The sequence below is a fragment of the Streptomyces sp. NPDC025721 genome (assembly GCF_055558595.1).
Genome location: NZ_JBVHMF010000013.1, coordinates 91,038 through 104,063 on the forward strand (window position 1 = coordinate 91,038; position 13,026 = coordinate 104,063).

Consider the following 13,026-nt stretch of genomic DNA (forward strand, 5'->3'; position numbering starts at 1 on the left):
ATCCGGCCGATCCGGCCGGTGCGACCGATCCCGCCGGTGTGACCGATCCCGCCGATGGGGCCGACGCCTTCGCCCCGACCCTCGACGCCGTGGTGATCGGCGGCGGCGCCGCCGGGCTCAACGGCGCCCTCATGCTCGCCCGCTCCCGCCGCTCCGTCGCCGTGGTCGACAGCGGAACCCCGCGCAACGCGCCCGCCGACGGTGTCCACGGCCTCCTCGGCCTCGAAGGCATCCCCCCGGCGGAGCTGCTGCGCCGGGGCCGGGAGGAGGTACGGCGGTACGGCGGCAAGGTGCTGGTCGGCGAGGTGACCGCCGCCGAGGTCGTCCCCGGCGCCGACCCGCGTTTCACGGTCACCCTCGCCGACGGCGCCACCCTCCGCGCCCGCCGCCTCCTGGTCGCCACCGGGCTGCGCGACGTACTCCCCGACATCCCCGGCCTCGCCCGGCACTGGGGGCACGACCTCGTGCACTGCCCGTACTGCCACGGCTGGGAGGTGCGCGACGAGCCCGTTGGCGTACTCGCCGTCGGTCCCGCCTCCGTCCACCACGCCCTGCTCTTCCGGCAGTTGACCGATGACCTGGTCTACTTCACGCGCGGCACCGACCTGGACGACGAGACCCGTACGCGCTTCGCCGCCCGCGCGATCCGGGTCGAGGACACCCCGGTGGCGGCGGTCGAGTCGACCGGGTCCACGGAGGGCGCCGGGCTTACGCGGGCCTCCGGGTCCACGGCGAGCCTTGGGCCCACGGAGGGCTCCGGGTCCGCCGCGGGCGGGCACATCGCGGGCGTACGGCTGACCGACGGCCGGTTCGTACCGCGCCGCGTCCTGGCCGTCGCGACCCGCATGCTGGCCCGTACCGACGGACTGGCCGGGCTCGGTCTGCCGATGGAGGACCTGCCGGGCGGGATGGGCCGCCGCTTCGCCGCCACCGGCCCCGCGGGCACCACGTCGGTGCCGGGCGTGTGGGTCGCGGGCAACGCCACCGACCTGACGGCCCAGGTCGGCGCCTCCGCCGCCGCGGGCGCCCTGGCCGGTGCGCACATCAACGCCGACCTGGCCGCCGCCGACACCGAGGCGGCTCTCGCCGCGGCGGACGCGCCCTAGGAGCGCTCTGACGCGGCGGGGTCCGGTGCCGCCCGTACGTGCGCGCGCTCGCCCTGCTTGCCGACGAGGCTGAGGAATTCCACGGGCCCCGAGCCTGTGGAGCCGAACCAGTGCGGCGTACGGGTGTCGAACTCGGCCGCCTCGCCCGGCTTCAGCACGAGGTCGTGCTCGCCGAGCACCAGCCGGAGCGTGCCGTTGAGCACGTAGATCCAGTCGTAGCCCTCATGGGTGCGCAGGACGGGCTCCACGAGGCCGCGCGGCGGGGCGGGCAGGACGAATTTGTACGCCTGGATGCCGCCGGGCCTGCGGGTCAGCGGCAGCACGGTGGAGCCGTCCTTGCAGGCGATCGGGCGCAGGTTGAGGCGCGGGTTGCCGGTGCGGGGCGCGTCGACCAACTCGTCGATGGTGACGCCGTACACCCTTGCCAGCGGCAGCAGTTGCTCCAGCGTGGGGCGGCGCAGGCCCGCTTCCAGCCGCGACAGCGTACTGACCGAGACGCCGGTCGCCGCCGCCAGATGCGTCAGCGTCAGGTCCCGGCCGAGCCGCAGATTCTTCAGGCGGGGGCCGACGGCGTCGAGGGTGCGGCCCACTTCGTCGTCGGTGCCGTCCGTGCCAGCCATGCCAGCCGTGCCGCCCGCGCCAGCCGTGCCGTCCGTGCCAGCCGTGCCAGCCGTGCCGTCCGTGTGATCCATGGAGCCCAGTTTGCCGATCGGCAAACAATTTTGCACATCGGGGCCGGTCGTGGCGACGATCGCTCCCGCGTTTCCCCTGTTGACCGTCCCTGGTGAAAGGTCCGTCCAGATGAGTACGGAGAGTCCGAACCGGCCCGCGCGGGTCAGTGCCGAAGCCGCAGCCGTGGGCACGGGCGTTGACGTACCGGTCGACGTAACAGCCCCTGACGCGGCGGGTGTTGACGACCCGCGTCGGCGCCGCGCGATCCTGATCTCCGTCTGCGTCGCGCTGATGGCCGTCATCGCCTCGGTGTCCGGCCTCAACGTCGCGCAGCCGGACCTGGCCGTCGCGTTCGACGCCTCGCAGAGCACGATCCTGTGGATCATCAACATCTATACGTTGAGCCTGGCGGCGCTGCTGCTGCCGCTCGGCGCGGTCGGCGACCGATGGGGCCGAAAGCCCGTGCTGCTCACGGGACTTGCCGTCTTCGGCGGCGCCAGCGTCGTCGCCGGTCTGGCGACATCGGCCGAGGTCATGATCGCGGCTCGGGTGCTGAGCGGTGTGGGCGCGGCGATGATCATGCCGGTGACGCTCGCCGTCATCACCTCCACCTTCCCGGCCGAGGAGCGCGGGCGGGCGATCGGGGTGTGGACCGGCGTCGCGGGCGGCGGCGGCATCCTGGGCATGTTCCTGTCGGCCGCGCTGGTCGACGTGGCGAGCTGGCGCTATCTCTTCGTCCTGCCCGTGGCGCTCGTGCTCGTGGCCGCCGTGATGACGGTGCGGTCCGTGCCCGACTCGCGCGACGCGGCGACGCACTCCTTCGACACGGTCGGGGCGCTGACCTCGGTGGTCGCGGTGGTCGGGCTGATCTTCGTACTCCAGGAAGGGCCCGAGCGGGGCTGGGCCGCGCCCGTGACCCTGCTCAGCCTGCTGGTCGGCGTCCTGGCCGCCGCCGGCTTCGTGCTCTGGGAGCTGCGGCGGCACGGCCCGCTGCTGGACGTACGCCTCTTCCGCGAGCGCGGCCTGGCCGGCGGTTCCGTCGCGCTGCTGGCCGTCTTCGGCGTCCAGGCCGGGATCTTCGTCGTCCTCTTCCCCTTTCTCCAGGCCGTGTTGGGCTGGTCGGGCCTGCTGTCCACGCTGGCCCTCATGCCGATGGCCGTCCTGATGATGGCCACCTCGGGCCTCGCGCCGCGTCTCGCCGAACGGGTCGGCAGCCGTCGTACCATGGCCCTCGGCATCCTCCTCGGCGGCGCGGGCCTGGCCCTGATGGCCACCCTCGTCTCCGTGGACGGCGGCTACCTCTCCGTCCTGCCCGGCATGCTCGCCATGGGCATCGGCATGGGCCTCACCATGACCCCCGCCACCGAGGCCATCACCAGCTCACTGCCCAGCGAACGCCAAGGGGTCGCCTCCGCGCTCAACGACGTCACCCGCGAATTCGGCACCGCCCTCGGTGTCGCCCTCCTCGGCGCCCTCCTCTCCTCCGGCTACCGCGGCGCCATCGGCCCCCGCCTCGACGGCGTGCCCCCGGCCACCGCCGCCACCGCCCGCGAAGGCATCGCCAACGCCGTCGAAGCCGCCCACGCCACCGGCGGCCCCACCGCCCCCGCCCTCGTCCGCGCCGCCCAGCAGTCCTTCGTCGACGGCTGGCAACAGGCCATGTGGGCCGGCGTAGCCGTCATGACCCTCCTCCTCGCCTACTTCCTTCTTCCGAGCCGGACTCGTCGCTCAGACCGGTGAGGCGGGCGCGTCGGCGGCGGTCGGGTCCGGAGGTCTCCACGACCGTTTCACCCCGCCCGCCCGCTGACCCCTACGATCCGCCCGACGACGGCCGCGGCCCGGTCCGCGTGCTCCTCCGCCCACCTGCCGACGTGCTCCCTGACCGCTTCCCTCACGCAGGCGCGCACCTCGGCGTTGCCCAACGTGCCGTGGACCGGGTCCTCGAAACAGGGATGGTCCACCTTCACCGACACGACCGCGGTCAGTCCTTGGCCGATCCGGTCGCCGCCGAGATCGGGATCGGCCGCCGAGAGCAGCCTCCGCTCGCGGGCGAAGGCGTTGACCGCGAGCGCGAGTCCGTCGCGGAAGCCCGCCAGGTGCGCGCCGCCGTTCCGGGTGGGCCCGCTGTTGGCGAAGCTCCGGATGCGCTCGTCGGGGGAGGAGCACCACCGCAGGGCCACCTCGGCCGTCCCCTCCATCCGCGGGTCCTCCCGGGCGAAGGCGATGACGTCGGGGTGCAGGGGTGTCCGGGCCGGGGCGTCGGGGTCGTCATGACCGTGGGGGCTGTCGAGGAAGACGACGAAGTCCTGTACCCCGTACGGGAACCGGAACCGTACCGACTGCTGCTCGCCCGGTGACCGCGCGTCGGTCAGCGAGATCTCCAGGTCCCTGTTCAGGAACGCCAGCTCCCTGAAGCTGTCCGCGAGCGCGGCGAACGAGCACTCCGTGGTCGGGAAGATCTCCGGGTCGGGCCGGAAGCTGAGGGTGGTCCCGGTGCCGGCCGCCGGTCCCACGACGGTCGGCGGCGCGATCGCGCCGCCGCGCTCGTACTCCTGCACCCACCGGACCCCGTCGCGCCGTACCTCGGCCGTCAGGCTGCTCGACAGGACATTGGCGACGAAGGGCCCGAAGCCCGCCCGCTCCAGGACCGCGCAGTGCCGACCGGGGGGTTTCGGCCTGCCGGCCGTGCGGGTCAGCAGCGTTTCGAGGCCGTCGCCGTCCTCCGCGACCTCCACCGGGACCCCCGGCCCGTCGTCGGCGACGCTGACCTCGCCGCCGGGTCCCAGGACGACGTCCACGGTCCCGGCCCGCCCGGCCAGCACTTCGTCCACCGCCCGGCCCATGACCTGGAACACCATCTGATGCAACCCGCGTCGGCCGGTCGTCCCGACATACATGCCAGGCCGCCGCCGAATGGTCTCCCTCGCGTCCAGCACCGTGATGTCGCTGGCCTCGTACCGCCAGCGGACCTCCTCCGCGCCGGCCTTCTCCCTGCCGTCCTCCGCGCCGCCCCGACTCACGAGATCCCCCTCCGACCGCGTCCACCCGAGCCCCCCAGCCTAGGCGAATCCGCGTAAAACACCAGGTCAGCCGCCACGCGACGAACCCGTGCCCGCCCCGCTGCCCGCCCCCCGGCCCCCTCCCGGCCCACGACTCCCCACCCTCGCCGGAAGCGCGGCCAAACCCCGTCTGAGCCCCCTCAATCCCCCCTCCCCGTCGCCCCCGAGGCGCCCATTTCCCCCATCGCGCATCCGGCCGCCGCTCTCTCCGGTCGGCCGTCAGCGACCGCCCCGCGAGTCACCGGCAACCCGGTCGCGGTAGCCCTCGGGGAGCTCGCCGACCGACGGGATGTCCGCAGGAAGCGGCAGAAGGAGAAGGTCCCAGCTCAAAGTGGCCTCCAGGGTCCAGGTGTCGCCGAAAACGCTATCTCCCGGCCCTGACAGCACCGGCCCCGGACGTACCGGCCGCAGGGGGGCATCGGGGGCAGGGGGAGCAGTCGGTGAGGCTGGTGTGACTGGTCGAGATACCTGTCACCTGGAGCGGTGGCCGACCTGAGGTTTCCGGTCGTTCTGATCGCTGTAGTTGCCACCGTTTAGTCGTTCTATCTGTCACTGGCGCGCACTTTTCGTGCGTGTTGTCACCAAGATCGGGCTTTGGCCCAGTGTCGGCCGCCGGGCTGGTTTCTTGGCGGGATAGAGCTATCTGAGCCGGTATCCGGCGTCGCGCGCGTGCCGGCGGCGGGCAGCCCGGGCGCGTTGTGGTCGCACTCCTGTTCATGGGTGGATTTGCTCGTCCCGGTGGAGCTCGCGTCCGGCCGCAGCGGCTTGGACCTGGGCGAGGGGTGGCAGGGTCGGTGGTCGGTGACCTGGCGGGGCGACGGGGAGGGTGCCTCCGCTCCGCTCGACCGGGTGGTGCGGGGAAATCTGGCTGGGCTGGAGCCGATGAGGGGGTTCACTTGGCGCCGGGGCCAGCGCCACCGTCCCGGCCTGCCGTTCATGGTCAGCACGGGGCGGCTGCACGGCTCAGAGAGTCTGGAGGAGTCGAAGCTGCTGCTGGCCCTGGACTTCGACGCGCAGGTCACGGAGATCGTCTCGCAGCCGCTTCGGATCCGCTTCACCTGTGCTGCCGGGGAGCGCGACCACACCCCGGACTACCTGGTGCGGACCCGGTCGGGGGTGTGGTTGATCGATGTCCGGCCCGCGGCGCTGATCGAGGACTCGGACCGGGAGTCGTTCGCGGCGGCGGCCGAGACGGCGAGGGCATGCGGTTGGGATTTCGCAGTCGCGGCGGGATGGCTGCCTCACGTGATGGTCACCCTGGACTGGTTCTCGTCGCAGCGGCGCCCGAAGAAGGACCCGCTGGGGGTGGGGCCGGTCCTGCTGGATCAAGTCGGCCGGGGCGACCGGACGTTCGGCGAGTTGGCGGCGTCCAGTGCCTTCGAGCCGGTGGCCCGGGCTCAGCTTCTGCATCTGCTGTGGCATCGGCGGCTGGGGGTGGACCTGCGCGAGCCGCTGGGCGACGGGTCCGTGATCTCCTTGGGCGAGGTGGGGCAGTGACCGGGGTGCCGATGGACGTGTCGGTGGGTGCCGAACTGGTGCTGGACGGCGTCCAGTGGCGGGTGGAGCGCGGCGAGCCCCACACGGGACGGGTCCACCTGGTGGCGTTGGACGGGAGCCGGCAGTGCGTGACGTTCCGTTTCCTCGCCCACCACCCCGACTGCCACAGCTCCTCACGGACCGGGGCCGAAGGAGCGGGTCGGGGACGGCAGCCCAAGACCTTGAGCGACCTGACTTCAAGACAGTTGACGCTGGTCAAACTTCGGTTCGCGCACCTGATGGAGACCAACACGGGCTATCGCAGCGGGGATCCGCTACGGCCCGAGTCCGGCGAGCCGAAGCCTCAGTACGACCCGGACACCACCTTCTTGACTCAGCGCCGGCTGGCGAAGGTCGCCGAACTGGAGGCGATGGGCCGCATGGAGGCGAAGGCGCTGGCCCTGGACCAGGTGGGGGTGCGCACGCTGATCCGCTGGGAGAACCGGCGGCGGCGCGACGGCCTGATCGGCTGCGCGGACGACCGGTGGCTGCGCGAGAGCGGCGGCCACCCGTCGGTCACGGCGGAGGTCCGCGAGGCCGTCTTGGCCGTCCGGCAGGAGACCCGGCACCTGTCGAAGGTCAGTATGGCCACCAAGGTCCGTCTGATCACCCAGTACATGCACGAGCGGTTCGGCACCGAGCCCGAGGATGTCCCCAGCTACCCGGTGCTGCGGCGGGTCTGGCGGGAGTGGTTCGGCTCGGGCCGGGGAAGGCAGCGCAACGAGCAGGCCATCGACCTGGTCTCCAACAACGGCCACGGCTATGTGCTGATCGACCGCCCCGGCAAGGTGGTCGCCCTGGACACCACGGTGCTGCCGGTGATGGTCCGCGAGAGCGTCTACGACGAGCCGGTGAAAGTCCACCTCACCATCGCGCTCTGCGCCTACACACATTCGATCTGCGCATTCCGCCTGACGCTGGTGTCCGACACCTCGGTGGACGTCGCGATGCTGCTGCGGGACGTGATGCTGCCGCTTCCCATGCGCGACGACTGGGGCAAGGAGATGGAGTGGCCCTACCCGGGGCTCCCAGCAGCGGTGGTCGCCGAGTTCGCCGGGCACGAGGTCGCCGGCCTGCCGTTCTTCGAGCCGGAGACGGTGACCACCGACCACGGATCGGTCTATCGAAACCACCACCTGGTGCAGGTCCAGGAAGACCTGGGCTGCAACATCCTTCCCTCACGCGTCCTTCGTCCGGAGGACAAGAACTGCTTCGAACGCGCATTCGGAAGCATCAGGTCCCTGCTCTTCGAGTGGCTTCCCGGCTACACCGGCGTCGACGTCGCCGATCGCGGCGCGGACCCCGAGGGCGACGCGGTGCTGACCGTCCCCGAGCTTGAGTACGTCATCGCGACCTGGATCGTGGGGACCTGGCAAAGGCGCCGACTGTCCGACCACGCCCCGCACTGGGACCCGGGCGGGGACCACAGCCCCAACTCCCTGCTGGCCGCGGCGTTCTCGCAGGGGGGCTTCGCCCTGGAGATCCCGTCCCCCGACCTCTACTACAAGATCCTCCCCGAGCACGCGGTCCACAAGGTCGACGAGCACCGCGGCGTCAAGGTCCGCGGGCTTTGGTATGACGGCCCGGCCCTGCGGCCCTACCGGGGCGAGCGGTCGAGCCGCGGCGGCCAGCGGCAGACCGCGTGGATCATCCACCGCGACCCCCGCGACCGGCGCACGGTCTTCTTCCAGGACCCGCTCAACCACGACTGGCACCCCCTGCGCTGGACCGGCCTGCCGCCGGACGACGTGGTCCCCGCCTTCGGCGACAAGCGCGTCTCCGAACTGCTGCGGAAGGTCAAGGCAGCCGGACTGCAGCCCCGGACCGACCAGGAACTGCTACCGCAACTGCTCGCCCTGATGCACAAGGTCAACCCCGTAGACCGGTGGGCGACCCAGATGACCAGGTCCGAACGCATCGAGGTCGCCCGTGAACGCGCGCAGGCCCGGGCCGCGGCAGCCGACCGCCCTCAACTTCCCGCACGTCCGGCTCCGGTTCCGCGTCGCACCCCGGCGGGCGGCGACGAGCGGCGACGCAGGCGCGAGGCGGCACTGGACGGCCCGCTGGAGGCACCGCCCCGCCTGGGCGACGAGGTCCGCCGCCGCAACCTCTTCGCCCTCCCACCAGTAGCCGACGCCAGCGAGGGAGAACAGTGACACCGTTCCGGTTTCCAGAGCCCGAGGACCGGCAGACCGCGGCCGGCTGGCAGCGCTGGTGTCGCACCCGGCACTGCTTCGTGCCGGCCCGACGGCTGTCCCGCGAGGAGTTCGCGCGGTTGGGCCCGGCCGAGCAGGAGGACTACCTGCTGCACCGGGACGTGACGAACAGCAACCTTCCGCTGCAGGAGACGCCGATGACCCAGGCCGTCTCCCGGGTCATGCGCTCACGGCTGCGGCTGGGCGCCTTCAAGGTCAGGCCCTCGACCCGGCGCGGGCTGATCATCAACGGCGGCGGCTGCCAGGGTAAGACGGAGACGGCCTGCGAGGTCGCCGCGTGGTTCGAGGAGTACTGGCGGGACCAGCACCACGACATCAACCCGGACGCGCTCGCGGGCACCCGGGACCTGCACATTCCCGTCGCCTACGTCCAGACCCCGGTCACCGCGAAGCCGAAGAGCACCTGCAAGGCGATCCTCGACTTCTACGGAGCCGACCACAGGGGCATGGACCTGCCGGCCCTGATCCGGGCCGTCCGTCGGCACGTTCACGCGCACGGCACCCGCGCGATCCTGCTCGACGACATTACGAGGCTCAAGCTCCACAGGCGCGACGACCAGGACGTGTTCGACATGCTCAAGGGCTTCATGGACATGAGCGCGACGCTCGTCCTGATCGGCGTCGACGTCCCGGCCTCCGGACTGCTGCAAGGCGCGGTGCTCGACTCCCGGACCGGTGACTGGATCATGCCCGCCCAGCACGGGGCGCCCGCCAGCCAGGGCGAGAGGACCCAGCACCTGCGGCGCTTCACCATGGTCGACCTCGGCCCGTTCCCCTATGAGACGCCGCAGGACGAGCTCGCGTTCCTCAAGCACCTCAAGGGCATCGAGGACCACATCTGCCTGTTCGACGCCGTCCCCGGCATGCTCACCGCCGGCGACATGCCCGACTACATCCGCGACCGCACCGGCGGCGTCGTCGGCCTGATGGAATGCCTCATCGAGGACTCCATCGAACGGGCCATCGACAGCGGCCACGAGGAACTGACCATCGAACTGATGGACCAGGTCGCCATCAGCGTCGAGGGCCTGCCCGGCCGCGACGCCAGCGCTGGCGAGATTCCCGAACTCCCCCCGCAGCCCGCCGTACCCAAGCCCAGACGGCCCCGCAACCGCGTCTACGACGACAAAGGCCCGCGGACCGCTGACGGTGACGCCGAAAGCGGCGGCACTGAACCCGGCGGACTCGAGGAGCGGGCCGGGTGACCCCGGTGGACCGCCTCGGACTCGTCCCCCTGCCATGCAGCCTGGATCCCCTGCCCGACGAGTCCCTCGTCGGCTTCCTCCTCCGCCTGGCCCACCGCCTGCAGATCTCCCCCATCCGGCTGGCACGGCTGATGGGCGTCGTCAGACGGCCGACAGACACGACGCTGGGGCGCCGGCTCCTGCTCGACCTGGACATCGACCGCTTCGCCCATGCCACTCGGCTGACCGAGGACGAGGCCACCGAGCTGACACTCCGTCCCTGGCGGAGCCGCTATCCGCCCATCGCCCGATCTCTCGAGTCCCGGGACCCCCGGGGCATACGGGAGAACTGGCTGTTCAACGACTTCCCCCCGCTACTGCCCGGAATGCCTCGCCGGCGACGGCAGTCCCGTCCAGCAGCAGTTCGGCGGGACCTGGAAGAAGATCTGGCTCCTACCCATCACCTTCATCTGCCCCACCCACAAGGTGTTCCTGCGGCACCGCTGCCGACAGCCTCACGGACTCCAGCGCATGCTTGTCCAACTGATCCCTCAAGCCGCAGACCACACCCTCCGCCCTGACCAGTGCCGATTCCCGATCGCGCTCGAAGGCCAGAACCCGACCTCACGCAAAGGCAGGAAAGGTCCCTCCTGCGGAGCCCGCCTGGACCGAGCCGCCGCCCCCTGGCCGCCGCCCAGCACCAACATGATCGAGGCCCAGCAGCAACTGCTCGGCCTCCTCAGCCCCAGCCATACAGCCAGGGCAGCCGCCTCGTATTTTACCGACCTGCGCGTGACCACCGCCTTCCTCTGCAGCATCTGGCCAGCCAGCCGGAACATGATCGCCCCCGTTGCTCACGAAGCAGTCGCCGACCACGTCCGGACACTCCGCTCAAGTACCTGGCCCACACTCGACAGACCACCCATAGACCCAATCGCGACAGCAGGACTGCTGGTCGCCGCGTCGGCACTGCTCAGTACCGCCGACCTCGACGAAGTGCTGGCCCAGCACACACGGGCAGCTTTGAACGGGCCCCCCAGCAGAAGTCGCTGGTCCCAAGTTTTCGAGCGACACCGGTCCTCCTGTTCGGAACGTCTGCGACAGGCAGCCGCACCGACCACACGCTCCTACCGGATCGACCGTCCTCAAGGAGCCCGAAGCCCTGACCCCACCATCGGCTACAGTCCTGAAAACGTCCCCGCGTTCCTGGAGCAGGAGTGGTTCGACCACTACCTCCGACCGCTGGAACCTGGCCCCCATGCGAAGTCCATGCGCCGCCGCGGGGCTGTCATCCTCGTCCAGTGGGCAGCTGGCGGCTCCATGAACAACGCAGCCGCCTACCTCGGCATCAAGCCCAAAAACTACGGATACAGCACGACGGTCAGCTTCCACCGGTGGATGGACGATCACGGACCGGAGCAGTTCATCCAGGCTCTACGCGAACTTGCCAACAACTTCGACGCCGTCTCCTCCCCCCTCAACTACCGCAGGCGCCGTGGGGCACTCCACCGCTGGAGTCTGACCCACGAGGCCTGGCAAGAGATCACTGACCGCCTGCCGCCGGTCCCCGGACCTTTCCAGCCCAATCTGGACGACCGGATGCGCCAGGAGGCGTCCGCGTTCATCTGGGCGCAGGTCACATGCGGTGAACCCCTCTTCGCACCGCGAGCAATCGAGGAAGAACAGCCCGAAGACCTCCGCAGGCTGTGGAGCAGCCAACGCAGCAGCACCTGGGCCAAGCTCGCCCGCAGCCGCATGAACCACTACACAGCACTACGCGGACTCCTGCTCCAACATAGCGACACCCTCAGCAAGCAGATCGACTCGGGCATCAGCCCGCGCTCCGGCTAGAAACCTCTCCCACCGGCAACAGCCCCCAGGCGCACCCGGTGACGCTGAAGATCGACCTCGGCGACCTTCACTGTGATCAGCTCGCCTTCATCGACAAGTCCATGAGGGGTCTCGGCCGGCTCGTCAGCCAACTCCGAGAGGTGAAGGAACCCCTCAACCCCCGGAGCGAGCCGCACGAACACCCCAAAGGGAATGATCTTGGTGATCGGCCCAGTGAGAACCCGGCCGGCCTGATCCGCAAACTGAATGAGCGGATCTTCCTGCAGGGCCTTCAGCGAGAGCACGACCTGCCCGGACCGCGTCTCGGCAATGATCACCTCAGCGGTGACCCTCTGGCCTGGCTCGACCGCTTCGGAGGGGTGATTGATCCGAGTCCACGTCAGGTCGGGCACCCGGATGAAGCCGGTGCACAGACCGTCCGGTTCACCATCGAGGCGAACGAAGACCCCGAAGTTGTGAACCTCGGAGACCGTCCCAGTGACGACCCGCCCTCGTTCCATCGCGACGAGAAAGGACCGGAGAGCCGGAACCTCGCACGCCCTCGCAGAGAGGTAAAGCTGACCTTCGCGCCAACGCCCGATCTCTTCGGCCTCGATTTCCTCGCCGACCTCGAACAGTTCGGATGGATGCTCCGCCCGACGCATCGACGCCTCATGCAGAGGGACCCGACCAACCTCGGCTTCCTCTCCTTCGGCATCTACGAGCCGCACCAGGAGATCCGTCCCGTCGAATCCGACGACCTGCACCGTCCTCACGGGTCCTGGCTGGAGCTGGTTGATCAAGGTTTCCAATCCCGGATCACGGGCTGACTCGGACACGAACCGGAGCCTAGTCCGCACTGACCGGTCACGCCTCCCCCTTTGCCGCACGAGGCCTTTGCTGCCGCAAAGCCGCCGAAAGGCACCTCAATGCACTCGTGAGCAGCGCGAACGCAGCCCGGATCGCGATGACAACAGCCGGCATCACCACAGATGCAAGAAGCTCCGGACGTCGTCATAGCCATCGAGGGCTCGACCATCCACGTCTGACGCGTCCACCTCGGCTCGCACCGCCAGCGACTTCACCAGGGCGAGAGCCTCATCGCTGAGACGCCCGAAGCGTCGAGCAGTGTGACCCAGGCACAGTCCGGCCAGCCCGAGCAGCGGGCTTCCCGGCACAGCCCGTGTCCCAACCTGCACGCACCAATGTTCGACGAAGTCTCCATCGTCGTCGTTCAATGCGCTCCCGACCAGGACAGTCGCTGCTTCGGCCTCGTGCACGCGGTCATGCAGAGCCCGCTCCAACGTCTCGACCACGACCGCATGAGTCATGGCGGGCGGGTTCTCAAAGCTCCTGTGGGAGTGCATCCCGCGAGACTACGTGCCGCACACATCTGCCCCGTCCTATCCGAGCTGTCTCTGGA

At 70.3% G+C, this 13,026-nt stretch carries 10 protein-coding genes and 2 pseudogenes; 8 read left to right on the top strand and 4 right to left on the bottom strand.

Going from position 1 to position 13,026, the window contains the following annotated elements:
- The first annotated feature begins 131 nt into the window (after positions 1 to 131).
- Complete coding sequence (locus ACZ4EF_RS19850; RefSeq protein WP_467505801.1) at positions 132 to 1,106, top strand: NAD(P)/FAD-dependent oxidoreductase; 975 nt, start codon at positions 132 to 134, stop codon at positions 1,104 to 1,106.
- On the opposite strand, the gene ACZ4EF_RS19855 is transcribed toward ACZ4EF_RS19850, so the two are convergent.
- A complete protein-coding gene (locus ACZ4EF_RS19855; protein ID WP_467505803.1) occupies positions 1,103 to 1,726 on the bottom strand; it encodes a helix-turn-helix domain-containing protein in 624 nt (207 codons plus the stop codon). The two genes, ACZ4EF_RS19850 and ACZ4EF_RS19855, sit on opposite strands and share 4 nt — an antisense overlap.
- A gap of 181 nt (positions 1,727 to 1,907) precedes the next feature.
- Between ACZ4EF_RS19855 and ACZ4EF_RS19860 the strand changes: the two genes are divergently transcribed.
- Positions 1,908 to 3,518, top strand: coding sequence for an MFS transporter (locus tag ACZ4EF_RS19860; RefSeq protein WP_467505671.1), 1,611 nt, complete (start codon positions 1,908 to 1,910; stop codon positions 3,516 to 3,518).
- Between the two features lie 47 nt (positions 3,519 to 3,565).
- Here ACZ4EF_RS19860 and ACZ4EF_RS19865 read toward each other — a convergent pair whose 3' ends face one another.
- Positions 3,566 to 4,798 carry a DNA topoisomerase subunit B gene (locus ACZ4EF_RS19865; RefSeq protein ID WP_467505673.1) on the bottom strand — a complete coding sequence of 411 codons (1,233 nt, stop codon included), beginning with the start codon at positions 4,796 to 4,798 and terminating at the stop codon, positions 3,566 to 3,568.
- 777 nt (positions 4,799 to 5,575) lie between these two features.
- On the opposite strand from ACZ4EF_RS19865, the gene ACZ4EF_RS19870 reads away from it, so the two are divergent.
- From ACZ4EF_RS19870 to ACZ4EF_RS19895, 6 genes and pseudogenes are all read left to right on the top strand, one after another.
- Positions 5,576 to 6,334, top strand: coding sequence for a TnsA-like heteromeric transposase endonuclease subunit (locus tag ACZ4EF_RS19870; protein ID WP_467505805.1), 759 nt, complete (start codon positions 5,576 to 5,578; stop codon positions 6,332 to 6,334).
- On the top strand, positions 6,331 to 8,529 hold the full coding sequence (locus ACZ4EF_RS19875; protein WP_467505675.1) for a helix-turn-helix domain-containing protein: 2,199 nt from the start codon (positions 6,331 to 6,333) through the stop codon (positions 8,527 to 8,529). The genes ACZ4EF_RS19870 and ACZ4EF_RS19875 overlap by 4 nt, the downstream gene beginning before the upstream one ends.
- A complete protein-coding gene (locus ACZ4EF_RS19880; protein ID WP_467505677.1) occupies positions 8,526 to 9,794 on the top strand; it encodes a hypothetical protein in 1,269 nt (422 codons plus the stop codon). Before ACZ4EF_RS19875 ends, ACZ4EF_RS19880 begins: the two co-directional genes overlap by 4 nt.
- A gap of 5 nt (positions 9,795 to 9,799) precedes the next feature.
- Positions 9,800 to 10,090: pseudogene (locus ACZ4EF_RS19885) on the top strand (TniQ family protein); the annotation flags it as partial.
- A pseudogene (locus ACZ4EF_RS19890) lies at positions 10,068 to 10,256 on the top strand (TniQ family protein); the annotation flags it as partial. The pseudogenes ACZ4EF_RS19885 and ACZ4EF_RS19890, both read left to right, overlap by 23 nt.
- Before the next feature lie 48 nt (positions 10,257 to 10,304).
- The gene (locus ACZ4EF_RS19895) at positions 10,305 to 11,624 is read left to right on the top strand and encodes a hypothetical protein (RefSeq protein WP_467505679.1); all 1,320 of its coding nucleotides are present in this window, start codon (positions 10,305 to 10,307) and stop codon (positions 11,622 to 11,624) included.
- On the opposite strand, the gene ACZ4EF_RS19900 is transcribed toward ACZ4EF_RS19895, so the two are convergent.
- A complete protein-coding gene (locus ACZ4EF_RS19900; protein WP_355342349.1) occupies positions 11,621 to 12,268 on the bottom strand; it encodes a S1 RNA-binding domain-containing protein in 648 nt (215 codons plus the stop codon). The two genes, ACZ4EF_RS19895 and ACZ4EF_RS19900, sit on opposite strands and share 4 nt — an antisense overlap.
- 318 nt (positions 12,269 to 12,586) lie before the next feature.
- The gene (locus tag ACZ4EF_RS19905) at positions 12,587 to 12,934 is read right to left on the bottom strand and encodes a hypothetical protein (protein ID WP_355342038.1); all 348 of its coding nucleotides are present in this window, start codon (positions 12,932 to 12,934) and stop codon (positions 12,587 to 12,589) included.
- Between the last annotated feature and the right edge of the window lie 92 nt (positions 12,935 to 13,026).